Origin of the sequence: Salinibius halmophilus, assembly GCF_003577475.1 — a bacterium.
In the GTDB taxonomy this organism is placed as follows: domain Bacteria; phylum Pseudomonadota; class Gammaproteobacteria; order Pseudomonadales; family Natronospirillaceae; genus Salinibius; species Salinibius halmophilus.
Genome location: NZ_QPEP01000002.1, coordinates 197,022 through 219,004 on the forward strand (window position 1 = coordinate 197,022; position 21,983 = coordinate 219,004).

Annotated in this window: 24 protein-coding genes and 1 pseudogene; 13 read left to right on the forward strand and 12 right to left on the reverse strand. The window is 47.8% G+C overall.

Annotated elements, in window-relative coordinates:
• Positions 1–9 precede the first annotated feature (9 nt).
• Together DUW71_RS02520 and rph are read right to left on the reverse strand one after the other, a co-directional pair.
• Positions 10–1,203, reverse strand: coding sequence for a GAF domain-containing sensor histidine kinase (locus DUW71_RS02520; protein WP_119393663.1), 1,194 nt, complete (start codon positions 1,201–1,203; stop codon positions 10–12).
• 53 nt (positions 1,204–1,256) lie between these two features.
• The gene (rph, locus tag DUW71_RS02525) at positions 1,257–1,976 is read right to left on the reverse strand and encodes a ribonuclease PH (protein ID WP_119393838.1); all 720 of its coding nucleotides are present in this window, start codon (positions 1,974–1,976) and stop codon (positions 1,257–1,259) included.
• A gap of 110 nt (positions 1,977–2,086) precedes the next feature.
• Between rph and DUW71_RS02530 the strand changes: the two genes are divergently transcribed.
• From DUW71_RS02530 to DUW71_RS02540, 3 genes are all read left to right on the forward strand, one after another.
• Positions 2,087–2,947 (forward strand): YicC/YloC family endoribonuclease, encoded by an 861-nt coding sequence (locus DUW71_RS02530; protein WP_119393664.1) that lies wholly within the window; start codon positions 2,087–2,089, stop codon positions 2,945–2,947.
• Positions 2,948–3,112: 165 nt separating this feature from the next.
• Complete coding sequence (locus DUW71_RS02535) at positions 3,113–3,565, forward strand: helix-turn-helix domain-containing protein (protein WP_119393665.1); 453 nt, start codon at positions 3,113–3,115, stop codon at positions 3,563–3,565.
• Positions 3,565–4,137, forward strand: a complete 573-nt coding sequence (locus tag DUW71_RS02540; RefSeq protein WP_119393666.1) for a PIN domain-containing protein — start codon at positions 3,565–3,567, stop codon at positions 4,135–4,137. Before DUW71_RS02535 ends, DUW71_RS02540 begins: the two co-directional genes overlap by 1 nt.
• 82 nt (positions 4,138–4,219) lie before the next feature.
• Here the strand turns inward: DUW71_RS02540 and DUW71_RS02545 are convergent, their stop codons facing one another.
• Genes DUW71_RS02545 through DUW71_RS02555 form a run of 3 tightly spaced genes read right to left on the reverse strand, consistent with a single transcriptional unit; the run spans position 4,220 to position 6,806 of the window.
• Positions 4,220–5,188: a hypothetical protein gene (locus DUW71_RS02545; protein ID WP_119393667.1), complete on the reverse strand. Its 969-nt coding sequence runs from the start codon at positions 5,186–5,188 to the stop codon at positions 4,220–4,222.
• Positions 5,189–5,248: 60 nt separating this feature from the next.
• Positions 5,249–6,535: a type II toxin-antitoxin system HipA family toxin gene (locus DUW71_RS02550; protein WP_119393668.1), complete on the reverse strand. Its 1,287-nt coding sequence runs from the start codon at positions 6,533–6,535 to the stop codon at positions 5,249–5,251.
• Positions 6,525–6,806, reverse strand: coding sequence for a helix-turn-helix domain-containing protein (locus DUW71_RS02555; protein ID WP_119393669.1), 282 nt, complete (start codon positions 6,804–6,806; stop codon positions 6,525–6,527). The genes DUW71_RS02550 and DUW71_RS02555 overlap by 11 nt, the downstream gene beginning before the upstream one ends.
• Before the next feature lie 256 nt (positions 6,807–7,062).
• Between DUW71_RS02555 and DUW71_RS02560 the strand changes: the two genes are divergently transcribed.
• Both DUW71_RS02560 and DUW71_RS02565 read left to right on the forward strand, forming a co-directional pair.
• Positions 7,063–7,977, forward strand: coding sequence for an alpha/beta fold hydrolase (locus tag DUW71_RS02560; protein ID WP_119393670.1), 915 nt, complete (start codon positions 7,063–7,065; stop codon positions 7,975–7,977).
• A gap of 82 nt (positions 7,978–8,059) precedes the next feature.
• The gene (locus DUW71_RS02565) at positions 8,060–8,170 is read left to right on the forward strand and encodes a MerR family DNA-binding transcriptional regulator (protein ID WP_199671134.1); all 111 of its coding nucleotides are present in this window, start codon (positions 8,060–8,062) and stop codon (positions 8,168–8,170) included.
• A 185-nt stretch (positions 8,171–8,355) separates the two neighbouring features.
• On the opposite strand, the gene DUW71_RS02570 is transcribed toward DUW71_RS02565, so the two are convergent.
• Positions 8,356–9,300: a calcium/sodium antiporter gene (locus tag DUW71_RS02570; protein WP_119393671.1), complete on the reverse strand. Its 945-nt coding sequence runs from the start codon at positions 9,298–9,300 to the stop codon at positions 8,356–8,358.
• Positions 9,301–9,540: 240 nt separating this feature from the next.
• Here DUW71_RS02570 and DUW71_RS02575 point away from each other — a divergent pair, with 240 nt between their 5' ends.
• From DUW71_RS02575 to DUW71_RS02595, 5 genes and pseudogenes are all read left to right on the forward strand, one after another.
• Positions 9,541–10,938, forward strand: coding sequence for a DEAD/DEAH box helicase (locus tag DUW71_RS02575; protein ID WP_119393672.1), 1,398 nt, complete (start codon positions 9,541–9,543; stop codon positions 10,936–10,938).
• Positions 10,939–11,044: 106 nt separating this feature from the next.
• A complete protein-coding gene (locus tag DUW71_RS02580; RefSeq protein ID WP_119393673.1) occupies positions 11,045–11,500 on the forward strand; it encodes an SRPBCC family protein in 456 nt (151 codons plus the stop codon).
• A 109-nt stretch (positions 11,501–11,609) separates the two neighbouring features.
• Positions 11,610–11,783: pseudogene (locus tag DUW71_RS18040) on the forward strand (cysteine-rich CWC family protein); the annotation flags it as partial.
• 105 nt (positions 11,784–11,888) lie between these two features.
• Positions 11,889–13,337, forward strand: a complete 1,449-nt coding sequence (locus DUW71_RS02590; protein ID WP_119393675.1) for a RimK family protein — start codon at positions 11,889–11,891, stop codon at positions 13,335–13,337.
• Positions 13,337–14,434 (forward strand): GNAT family N-acetyltransferase/peptidase C39 family protein, encoded by a 1,098-nt coding sequence (locus tag DUW71_RS02595; protein WP_119393676.1) that lies wholly within the window; start codon positions 13,337–13,339, stop codon positions 14,432–14,434. Before DUW71_RS02590 ends, DUW71_RS02595 begins: the two co-directional genes overlap by 1 nt.
• Before the next feature lie 120 nt (positions 14,435–14,554).
• Here the strand turns inward: DUW71_RS02595 and DUW71_RS02600 are convergent, their stop codons facing one another.
• On the reverse strand, positions 14,555–15,715 hold the full coding sequence (locus tag DUW71_RS02600) for a metalloprotease (RefSeq protein WP_119393677.1): 1,161 nt from the start codon (positions 15,713–15,715) through the stop codon (positions 14,555–14,557).
• Between the two features lie 528 nt (positions 15,716–16,243).
• On the opposite strand from DUW71_RS02600, the gene DUW71_RS02605 reads away from it, so the two are divergent.
• Complete coding sequence (locus DUW71_RS02605; protein ID WP_119393678.1) at positions 16,244–16,573, forward strand: helix-turn-helix transcriptional regulator; 330 nt, start codon at positions 16,244–16,246, stop codon at positions 16,571–16,573.
• Positions 16,574–16,745: 172 nt separating this feature from the next.
• On the opposite strand, the gene DUW71_RS02610 is transcribed toward DUW71_RS02605, so the two are convergent.
• Positions 16,746–17,015 carry a hypothetical protein gene (locus DUW71_RS02610; protein ID WP_158583842.1) on the reverse strand — a complete coding sequence of 90 codons (270 nt, stop codon included), beginning with the start codon at positions 17,013–17,015 and terminating at the stop codon, positions 16,746–16,748.
• Positions 17,016–17,155: 140 nt separating this feature from the next.
• Positions 17,156–19,471, reverse strand: a complete 2,316-nt coding sequence (locus DUW71_RS02615) for a YgiQ family radical SAM protein (RefSeq protein WP_119393680.1) — start codon at positions 19,469–19,471, stop codon at positions 17,156–17,158.
• 144 nt (positions 19,472–19,615) lie between these two features.
• Between DUW71_RS02615 and DUW71_RS02620 the strand changes: the two genes are divergently transcribed.
• Positions 19,616–19,939: a glutaredoxin family protein gene (locus DUW71_RS02620; protein WP_119393681.1), complete on the forward strand. Its 324-nt coding sequence runs from the start codon at positions 19,616–19,618 to the stop codon at positions 19,937–19,939.
• Between the two features lie 91 nt (positions 19,940–20,030).
• Here the strand turns inward: DUW71_RS02620 and DUW71_RS02625 are convergent, their stop codons facing one another.
• Together DUW71_RS02625 and DUW71_RS02630 are read right to left on the reverse strand one after the other, a co-directional pair.
• On the reverse strand, positions 20,031–20,381 hold the full coding sequence (locus tag DUW71_RS02625; protein WP_119393682.1) for a DUF3147 family protein: 351 nt from the start codon (positions 20,379–20,381) through the stop codon (positions 20,031–20,033).
• Positions 20,382–20,418: 37 nt separating this feature from the next.
• Positions 20,419–20,934 (reverse strand): cytochrome b, encoded by a 516-nt coding sequence (locus DUW71_RS02630; protein ID WP_119393683.1) that lies wholly within the window; start codon positions 20,932–20,934, stop codon positions 20,419–20,421.
• On the opposite strand from DUW71_RS02630, the gene DUW71_RS02635 reads away from it, so the two are divergent.
• Positions 20,917–21,117 carry a hypothetical protein gene (locus DUW71_RS02635; protein ID WP_119393684.1) on the forward strand — a complete coding sequence of 67 codons (201 nt, stop codon included), beginning with the start codon at positions 20,917–20,919 and terminating at the stop codon, positions 21,115–21,117. The genes DUW71_RS02630 and DUW71_RS02635 overlap by 18 nt on opposite strands.
• Here DUW71_RS02635 and DUW71_RS02640 read toward each other — a convergent pair.
• Positions 21,093–21,974, reverse strand: a complete 882-nt coding sequence (locus DUW71_RS02640; protein WP_119393685.1) for a DMT family transporter — start codon at positions 21,972–21,974, stop codon at positions 21,093–21,095. The two genes, DUW71_RS02635 and DUW71_RS02640, sit on opposite strands and share 25 nt — an antisense overlap.
• Positions 21,975–21,983 lie beyond the last annotated feature (9 nt).

Genomic DNA, 21,983 nt, shown 5'->3' on the forward strand with positions numbered 1-21,983 from the left:
CCAAATTTGTTAGGCACTAGGTAGAGAAAACGAGAAAGTGGTGCCCGAGGCATCACTTTTGGCCACCCAAATGTTACCCCCCTGGCGGCGCACCAACTCAGCGCTTAGGCGCAAACCTAAACCAATGCCTTTCTCACCTTTACTACCAAGTTGACTAGTAACATTTTGGCTAAACAAGCCCTGGCGCACACATTCGTCAATACCCCTGCCTTGATCGGCTACCGATATCACTACTTGCTCGTCTTTAGCATCAACAGAAACGGTTATGGTGGACTCAACAGGTGAAAACTTAACAGCATTGCTCAACAGGTTGCGGATAACTGTTTTGGTTGCTACCGCATCGCACATGGCTTGAATGCCGGGGTTATCCAGTTCAAGGTTAATGGTTTGCTGCTTTGCCTGTTTGGCAGCATCGACTGTCTGCACGGCATCTTTGATTAAAAAGACTAGTTGATGAATACCCGGATCGATCTTGTCATCAGACAAGCGCTGCTGCGCCCATTGCAATAGTTCATCAAGCAGCTGATAAACCTGCGTTGAAGAGCTCAAAATTTGCCTTGAGAAGTCGGCAACCTCGCGCGCGCTAAATTGATTATTCTCATCGGAAAGCAATTGAGTTAGCCCTAAAATGCCATTAAATGGCGACCGCAGATCATGGGCAATCAACGAAAACAGCTTTTCGCTCTCGTTGTTTAACTGAGTGAGTCGTTTATTGTGCAACCGAAGTTCGAGCTGGTTAACTACCTGATTCGCAATAATTTGCATGGCTCGCTTTTGCATTTCGTTTAATGCTTGCGGCTGTTGATCAATAACGCATAGTGTACCGATTGGCATTCCATCCGAGGTAACTAGTGGCGCACCGGCGTAAAAGCGAATGTCTGGATTACCCGTTACTAACGGGTTGTCGTGGAAGCGGTCATCCAGCTTGGCATTTGGCACTTCGAACACATCGGATTGCAAGATGGCATGAGAGCAAAACGCTATGTCTCTGGGCGTTTCATCAGCCTCAAGACCTACTTTTGATTTAAACCATTGGCGGTCTTTATCAACCAAGCTAATCAATGAAATGGGCGTGCCACAAATTAGGCTGGCAAGCTCGGTGAGCTCATCAAAATGTTGCTCATGTTCGGTATCCAAAACTTCGTAGCGCAGCAGGGCAGCAAGGCGCAAGGATTCATCTGGATGTTGATCGGCTGGTTTCATGGCTATGCTCCACAGTCTTGCATGTGAAGCATAGTAAATTACAGCAGAAACGCTTAATCTTTTGCTAAGGCTGTAAGTTGGAATTCAATTAAAGATTGGCAACCCTTTTCGGCCAAATCAAGCAGGCTATTGAGCTGTGAACGACTAAAGGTGCCATCTTCACCAGTGCCTTGCACTTCAACAAAGCCACCATCGGCATTCATAATGACGTTCATATCAGTCTCGGCGTTACTGTCTTCTGGGTAATCCAAATCCAGCACTGGCTCGCCATTGTAAATACCCACTGAAACCGCCGCAATCATGCTCTTAAGTGGGTCCGTTTTAATGACCTTCTCGCGCTGCAGGTGGCGTAGTGCATCCACCAGCGCCACACAGCCACCCGTGATAGCGGCAGTTCGAGTACCGCCATCAGCCTGAATCACATCACAATCAATGGTAATGCTTACTTCCCCAAGCGCTTTAAGGTCAACCGCCGCACGAAGACTGCGGCCAATAAGGCGGCTAATTTCAACGGTGCGCCCTTGCTGTTTACCCTTTGCCGCCTCGCGAATCATGCGCGAACCCGTAGAACGAGGTAGCATGCCATATTCGGCAGTAATCCAGCCTTGACCTTTGCCCTTTAGAAAGCGTGGCACATTCTCTTCAACACTGGCCGTGCAAATAACCTTGGTATTGCCAAAACTCACCAACACCGAGCCCTCGGCATGACAGGTATAATTACGCTCAATCGTTATATCACGCAGTTGATCTAATGCTCGGCCACTAGGACGCATATGCTCACCTTTTTTTAGACGTTGAATTTTTAGACGCTGTATAATGGCAGGCAGTATAAAGGTTACAATGCCCGTACCCAAACCAAGCTTGCTAATTTAAAGGAAAAAACATGACTCAAAGTATGACGGCTTTTGCTCGCCACAGCATCGACCTACCAAGCGTGACGCTCACTTGGGAAGTAAAATCGGTCAACAGCCGCTACTTAGAAATGTTTTTCCGCCTACCAGATGCCTACCAAGGCATTGAAGCCAGCTTGCGCGGCACCCTTAAAAAGAAACTGGCGCGTGGTAAAGTAGAAGTAACACTGCGCTATCAGCGCCAACCTGGGCAAGATCAACAAATTAATACCGACGTGCTAGGCCAGCTAAACAGCCAAATCAACCAAGTGTTAGCCAGCAACGACCAGCTCACTGCCCCTGATGCGCTAACAGTACTGCGCCAACCAGGTGTACTAAGCGAAGCCGAAGTCGACATGGACGAAGTATTGGCCGGTGCCCAAAGTGCATTTGAAGCGGCAATCGATAGCCTAATTGAAGCACGGGGGCGCGAAGGTGATGCCATGGCAGCCGCCATTATTGAGCGTTTAGACGGCATTGCCGAGCACACCGACTATGTACAGAAAGTTCTACCTGAAGCACTCGGCGCTTGGCAGCAAAAACTGCGCGATCGTATTACCGAACTTGCCGACAACGTTGACGAGCAACGCTTTGCCCAAGAAGTAGCCGTACAAGCCCAAAAAATGGACGTAGCAGAAGAGCTAGACCGCCTGCATGCGCACATCAATGAAGCCCGCCGCATTCTCAACAGCAAAAAACCAGTGGGCCGCCAGCTCGACTTCTTAATGCAAGAATTCAACCGCGAAGCCAACACCCTAGCCAGCAAAGCCATCCGTGAAGACATCACCAAAGCCGCGGTTGAATTAAAGGTACTAATTGAGCAGATGCGTGAGCAGATTCAAAACATCGAATAATTTAGCCTGACTTACTGTGTCAGCACGTCATGCCCGCGAAGGCGGGCATCTAGTTACCAAAGTTCATCTATTCTTCTTGCACTTTATTTTCGAATATTTCGAAAAGCTTGCATTTTCGGTAAGTATTGCGAATAATTCGAATATAAAATAACAGGAGAATGCTCAATGCAAACACAGAATCAACTTCCTTCAGCTGAAGAAGCGGCACTGGCAAAACTCTGCAGCCAAGAACTTGCGGCACTTTTAGAAACTAAAGCAACAGTTCAAACTTTATCAGTACAGGACCAAAGTGGTGATTCACATTTAGTGAACATGCCTGTTAGCGCATTGCGCATGTTGGTCGAAGTACTAACCGAACTCGGCGAAGGCAATACAGTCAAACTTGTACCAGTTCATGCAGAATTGACGACCCAAGAGGCTGCGGATTTACTCAATATCTCTCGTCCAACTCTGATTAAATTGCTTGATGATGGTGACATTCCGTTTCATCGCGCAGGTAATCGCCGCAAGGTACGATTTGCCGACTTGAACCAGTATCAAGAGAATTTAAAACAAGCTCGCTTAATTACATTATCTAAGCTCACCGATCTAGATCAGGAACTAGAGCTCGGTTACTAATGAGTTCTAACTACACGCTTGTTTATGACGCATGCGTTATGTATCTGGCACCGCTTCGCAGCTTGCTAATGTACTTAGCCCTTAGCGGACAGTTTCGTGCTCGCTGGTCAGAAGCAATACATGATGAATGGATTAGAAATCTACTAAAGAACCGCCCCGACCTGAGCCAAGCGCAGCTAGATAAAGTTCGCGCGTTAATGAATCGGCATGTTCCAGGCTGTTTGGTCGAAGGCTATGAAAGCCTTGTTCCCTCAGTTGAGCTTCCTGATCCGGATGACCGCCATGTTGTCGCTGCTGCAGTGCAAACAAGAGCTGAGGCAATTGTGACATTTAACCTGAAAGACTTCCCTGAAGGCTCATTGGCTAAATACAACTTGAAGGCGATTCACCCTGACGACTTTATCTCAGATTTAATTGAGTTGAATTTTGGCGTCGTGCTAGATGCTGTGCGTAAACACCGTAGCGCAATGAAAAACCCTCCATTCACCGCTGATGAATACTTAGATTTGTTGTTAAAACAGCGCTTGCCTGAAACAGTCTCAAAATTGCGGCCATTAACTTTGATGATTTAATCAAAGCCATTCCACCCAACTCTCAGACCAAAGCACACTTTTATGCGCAGAAAAGAGTAACCCTAGCCTATCCCAAAATGCCTCAAGTGCAATCACTCAGCAGCTCCGGCACTCTTTTCATTAAGGCTCGGCGCTGTTTGTGCTTGCCATAAAACTCATTCCATAGTTGCTTAAATTCGGCTTCATTGCCGTGTAATTGATAGGCTTGCGCTAGCAATAATAGGTTAGATGCGGCGTTATCGTAGGCATTGGCTCTGCCAAGATTTGCCTGCTCATTTGCATGCTGCCATATATCTGCGCGATCTGGATAAAAGTCGCGAAGTTTTACCTCTAGCAGTTGTTGAGCAATAAGCTGCTGCTGTTCTTCTTCTAGTTTTTGCTCGCTAATAAAGCGCTGTTCTGCTTCAGCTAGGTTAGCGCTAAATAACTCAACGCTTAACATTGGTACTGCGTCGCCCTGAGCGCCGTTGTCATTGATTATTTGCATGGCAGTAACATAGTGGGCTGGCACGTCAAACAAGTGCATGAAGGCTTTTTGCGCGTCAGTAAGATTGCCAAAGTCGTGCCCGTGCAAGGGTATGTCATTAACTTCTTCAGTTAAGTAGAAGTGCCGAGCCCACAATAGGTAGAGCAACCGCAGGTCTCCACTGCGAAGCTCGTTAAGTAGGTCGCATGCATGCTCATATAACTCTTCAGGGTCTTCTTGGTAGCAGTCGCACTCTTCCAGTTGAATGCAAACTAGTTGCCACTCGCCCGTCTCGATTATTTCTAGCTCATAGTCGGGCCAAGCAAATATATAAGCCTTTAAAGTGCCAAGCGGCAACTTGAGATAACAATACACTTCACCCCAATCTGCGTAATAAAGCCCAACGTCAAAGTAGTCGAGTACTAACTGAGCTAGATCTGCATTCAACTCACTGTAGTTATAAGTCACTTCAAAAGACTCGGCAGTAATATCAGCACGGCTTGATAGGCTAGCTAATTCGTCCAGTTGCTCAGGGCTTAACAAACGGTCTTGGCAACCAAACTTATAAAAAAGAAACTCACTCATTTTTGCCCTTCCGGCTGATGATCAAACTTTAATAAATAACGTCCATTAACAGATCGCCGGTCATAACAAATGTTTATTCTCATGCCGGCGTTGATCCAGCACTTCTTGCACCTCTTTAACCGTTTTCTTTTCGACATCTAGCTCGAAAGCGACCTGCGAAAATGTAGCAACCACATCAACAACTTGTTGGATATCAATCTGTGCTTGTTGCCAGTTTTTGTAACCTGCGCTATTCGCCAGCTTCTGAATTACCTTCAAGGGCGGTGTTTTGCCATATCCACAAAAAGCTGTTGCATGTTCGTTAAATGGATGCGGACTGAAGGTCACATCGTAGAACGGCGCGGGCTGCCATTGCCCTTTGTCGTTTTGCAAAAATGCCCAGTTTTTACTGTGGTCATCTTGGTTGCTGGCAAATAAGTTAAATATGGCACGGCGAAATATAAGCTTCGCTGCTGCTGGCGACTTACATAGCTGGCCGGCTGCTTTGATTAGCATTTCATAGTCTAGGCTTGGCGATCGGAAGTCAGCATCCAAAAGTCCACAGGCACTATGCATTAACAACCGACCACTAGGGTTTGTACCATTGTTGATAAAGTCAAAACGCTTTACAGCTAACCATGCAGGCGCATCGTTGCCTTTTGGTGTAGATAATAAGTCGAACTCTGGTGGGTTTAGGTCTGCTTTTTCCGCTAACTTAAGGTAAACGGCTTCGCAAATACCTTCTTGGTGCCCCAAGGCTAGGTTTGCCGAGGTAAATTTTACGATCCAAGCATCATCATTTTTTTTAGGCCTAGTACTGCAGCTATTGGTATTTTCACGTGACCAATAGAGTTGTGCTTTTGGTCGTGCACCACCAGAGCTACCTGCTGCTACTAATGCGGCTAGCACTTCATCGGTTTGACCATCAAAAATTGACTGCGCTTGCTGACCAAGTTCAAAGACATTTACGTCATCGTCATCGGTCAAGCGAAAGGAACTTTCTGGACTAAAAGACAAAGCCCCTATTGCATGGTCACCAACAAAAGCTAGCCGATCCATTGCAGTAACAAGCTGTGGTAACACACCTGCTTGGCGAAAAGCTCTATCTTGCAGCAGCATGCCCCAGCCATCCGGCATACTGTCGCCAAACAAACCGTGAAGACCCAGGTGTGGCTGAGGGGGAGCTAGCTGAATGGAGGTATCTGCCTTGATTGTAAAAGGTGAAGCATTGCCATATTGGTTGAGATAGTCAGTATCGTACTGAAAAAACACACCTTGGCGATTCTGCGCTAACTCGCCTAGCAGAACCTTATTGCCCGATGACAAAGTACGATAGACAGCTAGCTTAGAAACCGGACTAAATGCCATTGATCACCTCATCCAATGATTTGGGTAGGTCTGTTTTACTTGATGCATCCGCTAATGCAGCAATTCTTGGCAACTCATCGACTACCTGCCAAAGCAGCAATAACTGACGAAGTGATATTTGCCCAGTTGATTCAAAACGTTTGATGGTTGGCGCAGGCACACCCGATGTTTCGGCCAATGCCTGGCGAGAAAGCTTCATTTCTTTTCGCCGTTGCTGGATGAACGCCGCAAATTGGTTTTGCACATCAGTTGCATCGAGAAGCTGGAGCATAGAAAGACCAAAATAGATAATATAATGTCCATTGTAGCCTATATAACGATATTTTGGACAATATTATATCTATTTGTCATTGTAAGACTTAGCCTTGTAGGTGCTCGCAAACCAATAGCATAATGCTCTCGGCACCATGCCAAAAACAACCTGAACAATTCCAATCAAAACCGAGTTCACTCTATCTAGCATTCATCTGGAGATCACCAATGAGTTGCTACCTTGTTTGTGTCCAACAACACAACAAGGATTCCTTATGAAACTAGTGACAATTGCCACGGCACTTGCCCTCCCCGTTGCAGCCAGTGCTGAATTTTTACAACTGGAAGATGCCAATATTTATTACGAGCTCTCTGGCTCTGGTAATGAACTCATCGTTTTATTGCACGGTGGCCCTGGCAATGCTGAGTTTGGCTTATACCCAATGCAATCAGCGCTAACTGACGAGCTCGCCAAAACCCACAGGGTATTAGCGATTCACCAACGGGGTGCAGGGAAATCGACCACCAGCAATCAAACGCTTACAAAATACCCAGGTGACGTTGCAGGGGTCATTGAGCAAGTTCGCAGCGATTATCGAGTGAACTCAACAACACTCATTGGTCACTCATGGGGTGGCATTTTATCCAATATGGTCAGCGCTCAATATCCTGAGCTAATTGACAAACAAATAATAATTGCTTCGGGCTTTAGTATGCCCAAGATGCTGGCAGCGAGTAAGTTAGTCACGCAAGCAAGTTTTGCTGACCGCGCTGCAGAGATCGCAAAACTTGATTTCAATAATTTTGCTGATTACCTGCAATACACCCAATACAGTAACACTGCAAACGGCGGGATCGACCGTGACTTTTCAATGCAGGAAGTCATGCAACAAATACTGCCAGTAGTAGCCCCAGACGCGAATCCTGAGCAAATTCAACAGAAAATATTTTCTATCGTTTCCTCTACTTACCACGAACTCATCCAAATTGAGGTTAACCCTGCTAGTGTGCAAATACCTACCCTGTTCATTGCTGGCGGGCGCGACAGCATCACACCGTATTCCTACATGCGGCAAGCCTATGAAACGCTGGCAGCGCCGAAAGACTTTGTGGTGATCGATTCGGCCCATCATCTACCGTTTATGGATGCCCCAGAAGAAACACTGCAGGCTATAAAAAACTTCCTTTAGCCTGCCCTACAAGCAAAGTTGACCTGTCTACGGCTTTATAGTTTAGGCTACCACTATAAAGCCTTGGAACTGGTACCCATCTGTGCTGAAAATTTCTGACTTGGCAAAGCGTGTTGGCTTATCGCGCACGGCTTTGCTGTATTACGAAAAACAAGGCCTGCTACCGGGCAAGCTGCTTGAGAATGGTAATTGAGTTTATAGCGACAAAGACGTGCAACGTGTAAGCCCGCTGCAGTAGTTGCAAGCTGCGGGACTGTCGCTAAAAGAATGCTAAACTCACAAGCCGTTGCCGTTATAAAACGTGAGCTAGTCATATACGGCAACTACTTAGGCGAATTTGCTAAGGCGAATTTGGCTACCAAATGTTTATTATACAGGTTAAAAACTAAGCCATATATAAGTTACATAGGCTGCTAGCAACACGCAGCCTTCTAATCGGCTTAAGCGCTTACCGGTCAACAAGAAACCCACCAGCACTACCGATGCCCCCAGCATGAACCATTGATCAAATGCAATAACACGCGGTGAAACCATCAAAGGGCTAGCAGCGGTTGCTACCCCAAGTATGCCCAGTAAGTTAAAAATATTACTGCCAATAATATTACCAACCGCTACATCGGCATGGCGACGTATGGCCGCAATGATCGACACGGTTAGCTCGGGTAGCGAGGTGCCAACCGCTACCACCGTTAACCCAATAACTGCCTCCGACACGCCAAACGCCTGCGCCAGCGCCACAGCACCCAATAATAGTACTCGCGCCCCAACAATTAATAGCGTCAGTCCAATCAGTAGATAAACAACTGACTTGCCCGCTCCCGGCACAGCTTGAATCTCCGAGGCCTCCTGTACCGACAACGGCGCTGTAGTGGCTGCAACAAGCTTGCGCTCACTTAAGTACGCCCAGCATAAATAAGCACCTAGTGTTGATAGGAACAAAAAGCCGTGCCAACGCAATAACTCGCCCCCTGCTACCAACAACATAAATAGTGCGCTTGCAATTAACATCATAGTGGCATCCCGGCGAAGTACCGAGGTAGTCGTCACCAAGGGCGTGATTAGTGCACAAAGGCCCAAGATGAGTAAAATATTGCCAATGTTACTGCCGACCACATTTCCCACGGCAATGTCTGGCTGACCGCTTAGCACCGCATCTAAAGACACCACAAGCTCGGGCATAGAGGTGCCGAACCCAACAATAACTAAGCCGGTTAGTACTGGCGACACATTAAGCTTGCGTGCAATACCCAGTGCGCCTCGAATCAGCGCCTCACCGCCCAACGTAAGCAATCCTATGCCTACCAATAAATAGATAACGTTCATTTTCTGCCCCTTAATCCTTTGTGCTTGATGTTTTGTAACAACAAATCGTTTGCTTTGTATGATTGAAACCGCCATAGTGCGCCAGCTTGCTCAATTGCGATAGCAAGCCGGCAGTTGTTCTACCTGAGTGTGCTTGCACAGTTCAAACCGAAGCGACTGCACTCCTTTAACTCATATTAGGATGGCATTCGCTTTTACTGCGTATACACGTAGCTTGCCTTTGTGCATCCAGAGAACTGCATGAATTTTTCTGATCTAAATCTGTCTGCTCCAATTCAACAAGCCATTGTTGACCAAGGCTATACCCAGCCAACCCCTATTCAAGCTCAAGCCATTCCAGCTGTATTAGACGGCCGCGATGTCATGGCTGCAGCGCAAACGGGTACGGGTAAAACTGCTGGTTTCACCCTGCCAATCTTAGAAAAACTAAGCAAGGGCCCACGCCCAAAAGCCAACCAAGTGCGTGCGTTAATTGTTACCCCTACTCGTGAGCTAGCCAATCAGGTTTGGGAAAATGTTTGTGGCTATAGCAAGCACCTGCCACTGAGCGCGCAAGTTGTGTTTGGTGGGGTAAAAATTAATCCACAAATGATGAAGCTTCGTCGTGGTTGCGATGTGCTAGTTGCCACGCCAGGGCGCCTGCTCGACCTGCACAATCAACGTGCCGTGAAGTTCGACAACTTAGAAGTCTTTGTATTGGATGAAGCCGACCGCATGTTGGATATGGGCTTTATTCACGACATTAAAAAGATCATCAACAAGTTGCCAAAGCAGCGCCAAAACTTGATGTTTTCGGCAACCTTCTCGCCAGACATTCGAGCGCTGGCAAAAGGTATGATTAACGACCCTGTGGAAGTATCGGTAGCACCAGCCAACAGCACTACCACCTTGGTTGAACAAACCATTTATCCAGTCGATAAATCTAAGCGTACAGCACTGCTTAAGCACCTAATCAAAAGCCAAGACTGGCAACAGGTGCTGGTTTTTGCCCGTACCAAGCATGGTGCTAACCGCATTGTAAATGACCTAGAAAAGGCCAAAATTAATGCTGCTGCCATTCATGGCAATAAGAGCCAGAATGCTCGCACCAAGGCGCTGCAAGGCTTTAAAGATGGCCGCATCAATGTGCTGGTCGCAACAGATATTGTTGCCCGTGGTCTAGATATTGAAGCGCTGCCACAGGTAGTGAACTTCGACTTGCCAAACGTTAGCGAAGACTATGTTCACCGTATTGGCCGTACTGGCCGCGCTGGTGCGACAGGCAAGGCGCTAAGCTTTGTAACACAAGAAACCACAAAAGAGCTGTTTGATATAGAACGTTTAATCCAGAAGATTATCCCGCGGCATATCGAGCCAGGCTTTGAGCCAAACCAAGTGGTACCAGAATCTAAGCTGGCACCACCCAAAAAAGCTAAAAAGCCGAAAAAACCCAAAGCTAATGCGGGCGAGCTAGATAGTAAGCCACAACAGGCCACGCGTAAAAAACCTGTGCAAGCAAACCCGCAGCGCCGCCGCAAGCCTAGTCCAGGTAAACCGAGCAATACTAGTGACGGTGCCAGCTCAGGCAACCACGCGCCAAGTGCTGCCCCTAAAGCGGCTCGCCAACCGCGCAAGCGCCCTGCTAAACAATTTAATTAAGCCAATAAAAAATGCCCAGTGAATGCTGGGCATTTTCTTCTCTCTGCCCACGACAGGCTAGGTCAATCTATACTTAACCTGTTAGGGCAGATTATTGGGGCACATCATGATTGGTTGGGATGATGAAATAGATATAAATGTGGATGCAAAAGTCGCCTTTGCAGCGGCCTGCGATTTATCGCAAGCCAAAGACTGGGTGCCGGCAATCGATCATATTGAGCCCAAATTTGAAGGGCGCCTGCAAACTGGTGATAAATGGATAGAAACGCGTACCGAAGGTAAACGCCAACACACCATGGAGCTAACCGCTTTTGAGGTGTCGCCACCCTATGCTGAGCCACCCTATGTGCACTGCGCGGGAGCCAACGTTAGCGGCATGAAGTCCTACTATCGGTTTATTTTTGAGCCCATTGGTGTAGAACGCTGCCGTGTGCGCCTACAGGCAAGAGTGGAAACTGAGAGCTTTATTAAGAAGCTAGTCGCTAGGGTAATGGTGAAAGTAATGCAGCGCTCCGATGCGAACTTGCTAGAACAGCTTAAAGACTACCTAGAAAGCTCATAATTTTTATTCCCTAAAGTTGATTTATTGCGATTTATTATTCGTAAAAATCGACTATTTATTGTTTTTTATACACGGCACTGTAAATGCCTAAAAAAACTGCCCACGCTGCAACGCTGAGTTTATTTGTAATGTGGACAACATAGAGCAATGCCAGTGTTATGGCACTCGCCTTAACGGCGAACAGCGGCAAGTGGTACGCGACCACTATGCCGATTGTTTATGCCGCAAATGCCTAGAAGCGCTCAAAGCATTAAAGGATAGCCAACAGTGTTATCAGGCTTAACCGCTCTCACCTCACCCAACAAAAATAGATTGCGCAACGCAAAAAAAAGCGTATATCTGCTACGCTAGCTTTAGCATTTCCTTGTTGGAGTTTCATACACCCCCCATGCATAAAACCCTTATTGTTACCGATACCGAAAACGTACCTGAATCGTTGCAACACTCGGTGCTTAATTTTGCTACCTACTTAAAGGCTTACCCTAAAAAAGACGAGCCGAGTACCAAGGTAATCAACCTTTGCGATACCGAGCACTACCTAAGCCAGGGCTATTATTGTTCGCTACTCGCCGAAGCGCGCCAGCATAAAGTAATGCCATCTCTGAAAGTGATTAACAGCCTTAGGAAGTCGGCCGACGAAAGCCCTACCACGCTCGATGTCACAGCACTGGCGGTGCCACAAACCAGCAGCGAACCGGTGTATGTATTTTTTGGCGAACCCGATGCAGGCGATGCCAAGGTGTCGCAGGCGGTATTTCAAAAGTTCCCAGCCCCACTACTGAAGTGGCAGTGGGTCAGTGAACCTGACTCGCCAGTTAAAAAAGTAAGTGTTCGCCGCGTGTCGATGAATGAGCTATCAGCTGAGCAAAGTGAGCGTTTTTGGCAACGATTAGAGGCGTTCACCGCTAAAACTTGGCCAACCCATTCACAGCGCAAACCTATGCGCTGGGAAATGGCGATATTGGTCGACCCAGCCGAGCAAGATCCACCAAGTGACGCCAAAGCGCTAAAGGCTTTTGTAAAAGCCGCCCGCAAAATGTCGATCAATGCATCGCTCGTGACACCAGACAACCTAGCTGACTTGTCTCGTTTTGATGCCCTATTTGTACGCCAAACCACCGCGATTGACCACCCAACGTATCGCACGGTGATTGCGGCAGAAAACGAGGGGTTGGTGGTAATTGACGACTCGCAGTCTATTTTGCGGTGCTGCAACAAGGTGTTCCTGCACGATGCCTTTAGCTATCAAAACGTGCCAACGCCAAAAACCCAAATTCTGCACGAAATCAAACCAGACACCTTGGCCGAGCTAGAAGCAACGTTTGGCTTCCCTATGGTATTAAAACTACCTGAAGGCGCCTTCTCGCGTGGCGTGTATAAAGCCAATAACGCCGAGGAGCTAGCCAAGCACCTAAACGATATGTTTTCGGTCTCGGCTTTGGTACTGGTGCAAGAGTATATGTACACCGAATTTGACTGGCGCATTGGCGTGTTAAATGGTCGAGCTTTATATGCGTGTCGCTATGAAATGGCGCGCAACCACTGGCAAATTTATAACCACAAAGTAAAACGTGGCAACAGCGGTGGCTTCAAAACCCTGCCAACCTTTGAGGTGCCAAAGTCGGTGCTCGATGTCGCCATTCGCGCCTGTAACGTGATTGGTAAAAGCCTATATGGCGTGGACATTAAGGTAAAAAACGGCAAACCGTATGTGCTGGAAGTGAACGACAACCCAAGCATTGAGCATCACGTAGAAGACGCCTACCTAGGCAACGAGCTCTACATGCAAATTATGGCCGAGTTCCAACAGCGCCTTGAAGCGCGTGGCAAGCAATAATGACGCTACAGTTGGTGGCAGCAAACAGCAGCCACCTACCGGCCCTATTAGCCATTGAAGCAGAGTGCTTCAACACCGACAGGCTATCAAAGCGCAGCTTTCAACACTGGCTAAAGAGCGGCGCAGGTATTTTTTGTGTGGCGCTTTTTGAAAACCAAGTGGCTGGATATGCATTGGCAATAAAGCAGCGTGGTACCACGCTGGCACGCCTGTATTCGATCGCGGTATTACCAAGCATGCAAGGGCAAGGCATTTCTACTGCCCTTATCAACGAGCTTGAGGCGCAGGCCGTGGATGCAGGTAGGCTTTATATGCGCTTGGAAGTGGCCAAAAAGAATACTCGCGCCATTAAGCTATACAAACACCTGGGCTACAGCGAGTTTGGTGAGTATCAAGATTATTACCAAGATCATGATGACGCCGTGCGGATGCAGAAAAACATCTGGCGCAGTAAGCCGCTCACCCCAATGCAAACACCCGCCTGGGTAGCCCAAACCACCGACTTCACCTGTGGCCCAGCTTCGCTGTTAATGGCGATGTCTGCCCAAAACTCGGCGAGTGAAATTAGCATTGAAGAAGAGCTCGCTATTTGGCGCACGGCCACCACCATTTTTATGACCTCCGGCCATGGTGGCACGCATCCTTTTGGTTTAGCGCTCGCGGCGGTACAAAGAGGCTTTACTGCCAGCGTTAAAGTTAGCTCAAGTGTGCCATTGTTTGTTGAAGGGGTGCGCAGCGAGCATAAAAAAGCGGTGATGACACGTGTGCACCATCAGTTTTTGCAACAAATGAACAGCGCAGGTGTTCAGTTAGACTACAGTGCCCCCAGTATTGACTGGATTAGCGAGCAGCTCAGCAATGGTGCAAGCGTGCTCGTACTCATTAGCACTTATCAACTAGATAAACGCAAAGCACCACACTGGGTTTGTGTCACCCATATCGACGAGCATTGCATTTATGTGCACGACCCCGATGTAGGCGATCATCAAACTCCACTTGATTGTCAGCACATGCCCATTGCTCGCAGCCGCTTTGACAGCATGAGCGCCTTTGGCCGCAATAAACTACGTACGGCCATCGCGATAAAACGGCGCTAGGGGCAGAATTGAACTAGCTCACCCGAATAATCAACCGAACAAGCAGTATCACTCAGATCAATGTTTAGGAGGGCATTCACATCACTGGCAAATAAACCAATACAGTTGTTCGTTGTTACCTTACGACTGCAAAAAGATTTTCGGTAGGTCGGTGCCGGGCACCCCGGTGGCGGCCATCTCTATGGATAGCCATACCAGCACAGCAATTAACCCTAAATAACTCGCGCCCGTCATCACAATACCTGTATTACTCATGGGCTGATGTTTGTTACGCTCTTTTTTGCTGCTAAACAACAAATCAACCAAGCCCAAAATGCCGAAGAAACCCAACAAAGAGAAGCCAAAATAAAAAGCAGCAACCACCAACACAGCATTCAGCGCCAGCATGGCATAGCGAGCCACATCAGACTTTAAGCTAAACACAGCCGCTTTTACCACTTGCCCACCATCGAGCGGCACAATGGGTAACAAGTTAAAAATATTAATCAACAACCCAAGTGCTGACAGCAGGGCAAAGAACTCGTTGCCGGTTTGCAGCCATAGCAGCCAACAAACAATGGCACCCAGGGTACCAATAAATGGTCCGGCAATGGCAATTTTGAAGTCTTGCCAATTGGTTTTGGTGCGCTCACTCACCGCCACACCACCGAGGAATGGGATCAAAAATACGCCCTTCACTTTCAAACCGGCACGGCGCATTGCCCAAATATGACCGTACTCGTGGATCAACAAGACAATAATTAACCCGATGGCAAATTCGAAACTAAATAGCCAACTCCAGCCAGCCAGCGCCGTTCCCGCAAGGGCTGCTTTCATTGCACCAGCACTTTTGAAGAGGGTAAAAACTAAGCCAACAATGGCAATATTGCTGAATTTAGAGGTTTGATTTGTCGATTGCTTTGCGTTTGGAGCATCGCTTGCTAATTCTGCTTTTTGCTTGGCTCTAGCTGATGCCTTGTTATCTAAGTCCTGCACTCTACTTCTATGCCAAATGGGCATATTTATGTCGTAGCGCCCCATTCCAGAAAGCAATTCGACACCAAAACTCGTGACCTTATACTCTACAAGATGAACATTTGTTTTTAGCTGCCAGTGAAAAACACAGCCGCCTTGTTGTGGGCAGTGAAAATAGAAATGGCCAGAGGTAAGCAACCGGCGTTTGCCTGCCACAGGCACACCTTCTCGCAGCAATATTTCTTTGCCAAAATCATTACAACAAAACTCATATTGATGGCCGTTGAGCTCAAATGTAGCCAGGGTACGAAGGGTAGGAGAAAGCATAAAACAGTCCATTGCCTTAATTCGCGCTAATTATGATTTCATCTCGCTTGCTTATCCATTACCAACTGTTGAGTCGCTGCCCAAATGAGTGCATAAAAGATAACCTGTAGTTTTATGCGCTTTCACACCATTCAAGTGTTACTTAGGTTTGCTGCCACTCACCCAAGAAATGTGCATAAAAGCGCTCAAAACTTAAAAAGCATTCAATTAATGTGCATAAATTTGCTCATATATCGAATAAATGCCTATAATTGAGCAATATTTTACACACTTGCTAACAAGAGAGCCTAGTGAGGCAATTAACGATACAAGCACTAATTGAAGGCACTTGGAAAGACACGGCAACCCTCAAAATTGAACAGCCAAGCCACGGTCGCCGCAGCCCCTGTAAACACTGCAAGCCACTGCCAAGCAGTTACTCAACCTACCCGAGCTGCTAGCTAGGAATGGCGTACCTGAACGAATTTTAAATATGCCGGTACTGGGATACCAATACATTGAAAACAAGCTAACGCGGTGGGGGTTGCTATGAATGCATCTGAACGCCAAGCCATGTTAATAGAGTTGTTGACTCAACACTTGCTCGGGCAGGCAACTCAAGGCGAACTGTTACTAAAACTACGAAAGCAGGTGCTGCGCTACAACCAAACCCAGTTCTCCGAGCTCGTCGGAATAAGTCGCAGAGCATTGTCAGATTTAGAAAACGACAAAGGCTCACCAAGCACAGCACTAATTGCCAAAGTATTTAAACCATTTGGTTTAAGGCCTGGCCTAGTGCCTATTCATCGCCAAATTGGTGAAAAAGTCGTTCGCACGGACGCATCCCAAACACTCAATGAGGGTTTACCACTCAAATAAATGAGCTTAGGATTATTTACAAGGTTGGCGTTTGGATACAATGAGCATGGCTTACGACCACTCGCAAAGACCTATGAATTTCGCCCCAGCCAAGAGCTGGGGTTTTCTTTATCTGCCTAGCGCTAATTGATAAACCGGTTGAAGCTGCGAAAAATCAGCCACGCCATCGAGTTTACTCAATAAACACGCTACGTTTAAATCCCTCAAGCTCATCGCAAAGCCGGTCGATTTCATCAAGACTACGCTCGCTCCTAAGCCGTTTAGCGTAGTGAACTAAATCGGCGATGAAATTCTCACAGGTAAACTCTGACAGCTCTACTTCGTAATAGCCTCGGCCTTTGGGAATGGCTTCAACTGCTGACTTTTCGGATTTGTCATCAAAATAGCCATGTTTTAGTACTAGTTGGGCTTGTCGGTGAGTGATGGTTACTGTTCTCGTCATTAGCTTAGAATCTGTTTTTCGTGATTGAGGGTTTAAAGCAGGCTTGGTAATTGTTGGCAAACATGTCGCTAAAACACGCGACATGATTTGCCAATCTACACGAAGGTCGCCATTCTAAAGTTTGCCACTCCAATTAGGAGCTACTTCGGCTTCTTCGACTGCTGGCGTTTTTTGCTTTTCGGTTTGCTCTTTGGTTTACCGAATGGCTTGGCTTTAGCACCAGACTTGTCGGCCGAATGCGGAGCATTCGTACGACCTACGCCGCCTTTTTCATTACGCTTTTTATCACGCCCCATGTGGTCTTTGCTGCCGCGGGCCATTGGTTTGTTTGGGTCGCGACTAGATCCCCGATTACTACCTCGGGGATGACGATCGTGCGGGGCTCGGGGATGACGGCCAGTTAAATCGTCAGCATCCTCTGCTGGCACTAGGGCGTTTTTGCCATTGCCAATAAGGTGTTGTTTGCCCATGGCTTTTAGTGCATCGCGGATGGCTTCCCAGCCTTTTGGATCGTGGTAGCGCAGCAACGACTTTTGCACGGTACGCGATTTCGCATCGCGCACTGTGTTGATATTGCCCGACTTGTACGACACCTTGCCCAGTGGGTTCTTGCCGGTGTGGTACATCGCCGTGGCGATACTCATTGGCGTTGGGTAGAAGGTTTGTACTTGGTCTACCTTTAGGTCGCGCTCTTTTAGCCATAACGCTAGGTTTACCATGTCTTCGTCTTCACAGCCTGGGTGGGCGGCAATAAAGTACGGAATCAAATACTGCTTTTTGCCTGCTTCTTCAGAGAACTGATAAAACATGCGCTCGAACTCTTCGTAGCTCTCCGTGCTTGGCTTCATCATCATGCTCAGCGGTCGCTCTTCGGTATGCTCAGGGGCAATCTTTAGATAACCACCAACGTGGTGCTGCACCAACTCTTTCACATACTCAGGGTCTTTTACCGCCAAGTCGTAGCGCACACCCGACGCGATGTTCACCGTGTGAATGCCGTCGGTTTTACGCACCTTACGGTACAGCTCAGTCGTCGCTTTTTGACTGGTGCTTAGGTTGCTACAAACCGTTGGAAACAAGCAGCTTAGGCGGCGACAGTTGGCGTGAATCTCTGGGTCGCTACAGTTGGTTTCATACATGTTAGCCGTTGGGCCACCAAGGTCCGAAAGGCTGCCAGTAAAGCCTGGCACCTTGTCGCGAATGGCTTCTACTTCACGCACAATCGAATCATGCGAGCGGCTTTGAATCACTCGCCCTTCGTGCTCGGTGATCGAGCAGAAGGTACAGCCACCATAACAACCACGCATGATGTTGACCGAGGTCTTAATCATGTCGAAAGCAGGAATCTTGGCTTTGCCATATACCGGGTGCGGAACGCGTGCGTAGGGTAAATCAAACACCCCATCCATCTCGGCTTGGGTTAGCGGAATGGCTGGCGGGTTAATCCAGATATCGCGCGTGCCGTGCTTTTGTACTAGCGAGCGCGCATTCATTGGGTTCGATTCTAAGTGCACCATGCGCGAGGTATGGGCATACAGCGCTGGGTCGTTGCGTACTTTTTCAAAACTCGGCAGGCGAATATAGGTTTGCTCGGGCGCAGCATCTAACTCACGTTGCAGCGGTAGTGGCAAAATATGCAACGGCTGAGTGCCATCATCTTTAGCGCAGCTTTCGTACGGGTTCGAGTCGACCCAACCAGTAATATTCTGCGGCCAGTCGATACGGCTCGCGTCCACCTCGTACCAGCTATCATCTAGCTCTTCGCGCGCGTCTTTGCGTACAACAGCCGTGCCACGAATATGCTTGAGTTGCTCAACCGGCTTACCATGCGCTAGCTGGTGACTGACCTCAACCAAAGCCCGCTCGGCATTACCATAAAGCAGGATATCGGCGTTGGCATCGGCAAGGTATGAGCCACGAACCTTGTCGGTCCAGTAATCGTAGTGCGCCGTGCGGCGCAAACTCGCTTCAATACCACCAATCACCACTGGTTTATCTGGATAAGCTTCTTTCAACTTTTGGCTATATACCAAGGTAGCGCGATCTGGCCGTTTACCACCAATGTCACCAGCGGTGTAGGCGTCGTCGTTACGCACTTTACGGTCAGCCGTATATCGGTTCACCATGGAGTCCATGTTGCCAGCCGTAACACCAAAATAAATGGTCGGCTCACCCAGTTTCATAAAGTCGTCGGTACTATGCCAATCCGGCTGGCTGATAATGCCAACCCGATAACCCTGAGCTTCGAGTAAGCGACCCACCACGGCCATACCAAAACTTGGGTGGTCAACGTAGGCGTCGCCAGTCACCAAAATAATATCGCAAGCATCCCAGCCTAGCTGATCCATTTCTTCTCGGCTCATCGGCAAAAATGGTGCCGGATCAAAGCAACTTGCCCAGTACTTTGGATACCGGAACAAATCAGGGGCTTTTTTAGGAAACTGCTTAGTGGCCATAGGATACTCGTTATACTCTTCTGCTCTGACTGGTGCTGCGTAGCGCTACGTGCTTTCACCTATGGTGGAAACCCATGAAATTTGTCATGCTTATTCAATAGCACCAATTTATTCGCGGCATTCTACACCAAAAGGGCCAACACTATGCGTAAACTATGGTTAATTCTTGCGACCATTTTAACTTTTTCGGCCTGCGCTGGAGCCCCAGCCAGCGACCGCGAAAACCTAATGGTGACCAGCTCAGCAGTTGAGCTATATGCCACGTCTTGGTGTGGTTATTGTGCCCGCACACGCGCCTTCTTTGAGGAAAACAATATCGACTATGTCGAGTTCGATATTGAGCAGGATGCCAATGCCCTGGATCGCTTCAAGCAAATGGGTGGCCAAGGTGTGCCATTAACTGTTATTAACAACCATATTGTTTATGGCTACAACTTGCCAGAGATTGAGCGGCAGTTAGATATTTAACAGTCGCTGTATTTACAAACTTCTAATCTCACAACTAGATGCCCGATAAAAGCAATCGGGCATGACAGCTAGTTCCTATTCAACAGTATGGTCACCAAAGCTCAATGCCAAAGCGTCCTGCTACGAATGCGACGATGGCAAAAGAAAGCATAGTGGTGGTAGCACCTGCCGAGAGCGCCCACCAAAAACCTACTTTCGGCAGCAGCCAAGGGATGAGCAAAAACATTGGCAAGGTTGGAATAACGTACCAAAAGGTCAAACTAGCGTGCTGGCTAATTTTGTCCATTGGCTGTTTTTCGATATACATCCATAGCATGGCTAGTACTGTCACTAACGGTAAAGCAGCAATAAGCGCTCCGAGCTTATCGGAGCGTTTCACCACTTCAGAGATCAGCACAATTAGCGCTGCTGTAATGGCAAATTTGGTGATGATCCACCCCATGATCAGGCGCTCACTTGGTTAATCTTCATAGCTGAGCTTAGCCTGAAGACTTAATTTTTGCTGCCAGCTTCTCTCCCAGCATGGCTTTTAGTACAGCGTCTTTTTTAATCAGATGATGGTACATCGCCGCACCCGCATGCGCGCTCAAAATCGCTAGTACGGTAAAGGTGCTGAGCTCGTGCCAGTTGCGCCAAGTTTGGTAGCTCTGCTCATTGGCAAACTGCGCAATATTGATAAAACCAAGCCAGTTCACCGCATTGGGTGAATAAATCGCAGCTAGTAGGCCAGTCGCAGGCACTAATATCGCGAGAGAATACAAACTTAATTGCGCACCGGTCGCCATCAGTTTTTGCATTAGCGGCAGTTCCACATGCGGTCGTTTGTGGCGCAAAATAAAACGTTTGGCGAAGAACAACAGCGCCAGCAATAAGCCAATGCTGCCAATGGAAGAATGCGCTGCTAAGCCAAACAGACGCTTGCCTTCACTAAGGTTTAAATTGAACTGCTGACCAGCAATCAACAAGGCTTCAGCAAAGTGCATAGTTACTGGCATCTGTATAGCTATGACCTACCTGCAGGCTCAAAGTTAGCCAGCAATAGCCTGCACCCTGCCGAAGTGCAATGGCACGCCGAACTAGATGAACTCGAACAGGACGAGTCGAACTCAGACGTGAAACTGCCCGAGTTCCAACGCAAGGTTCAGTGCCATACTTATGAGCTTTTGCTGAGCGAATAACGGGTCGGACGAAACTGATAACAAGCAAAGCCCGTTAAAATCATGGTAAAAGCGGCGATCTTCCATGCATCGATTTGCTCACCATAGATCACCACACTGGCCAGCATGCCAAACACTGGCGTGAGCACGGGGAACATTGAAACCTTGCTTACGCCATATTTAAGCGTCATGCGATTCCAAACCCAGTAACCCAGCAAGGTGGTTGGATAGGCTTGGAATAAAATCGAGAACCAAACGCCTTTGTTAAACTGCGCTAGCAACTGTGCATTAAACAGATCGGTACCAGATCTTGTGAATGCAGCAATTAATAAAACTACTGCGGCCATTGCCATGCCCCAAACACTAAAAGCAAACACATCTTTGGTACCAGATTGCTTCACAACTAGAGTCATCAAACTCCAGCTAAGCGCCGCGATTAGGGTTAACGGCAACACTGCTAATGGCACGCTACCATCTTGCACCTGCAACGCCATTAATAAACCAACAACTGCCAGGGCCACACCGGCCCACTGTGGCCAACCGGCTTTTTCTTTTAATACAAACACTGCCAGCACTAGGCTAAATACAATGCTCATATCGAGCAACAAACCAGCCATGCCGGCAGATAGCCCCAGCGAGATCGACCAAACCATCATGCCCCACACACCCAAGCCGAATGTCGTGCCATAGGCTAACAACCAGCCCCAATGCACCTTTGGTCGTTTGATAAAAAAGATGATCGGCAAGGCCGCAAAGGTAAAGCGAAGCGCGGTTAATAACAGAGGGTCGAACTGATCGGCACCAATTTTGATGGCAATAAAGTTCACACCCCATAAAAACATCAGTGCAATGAGTATCAAAAAATCACGATTAGCCATTCTGTGCCT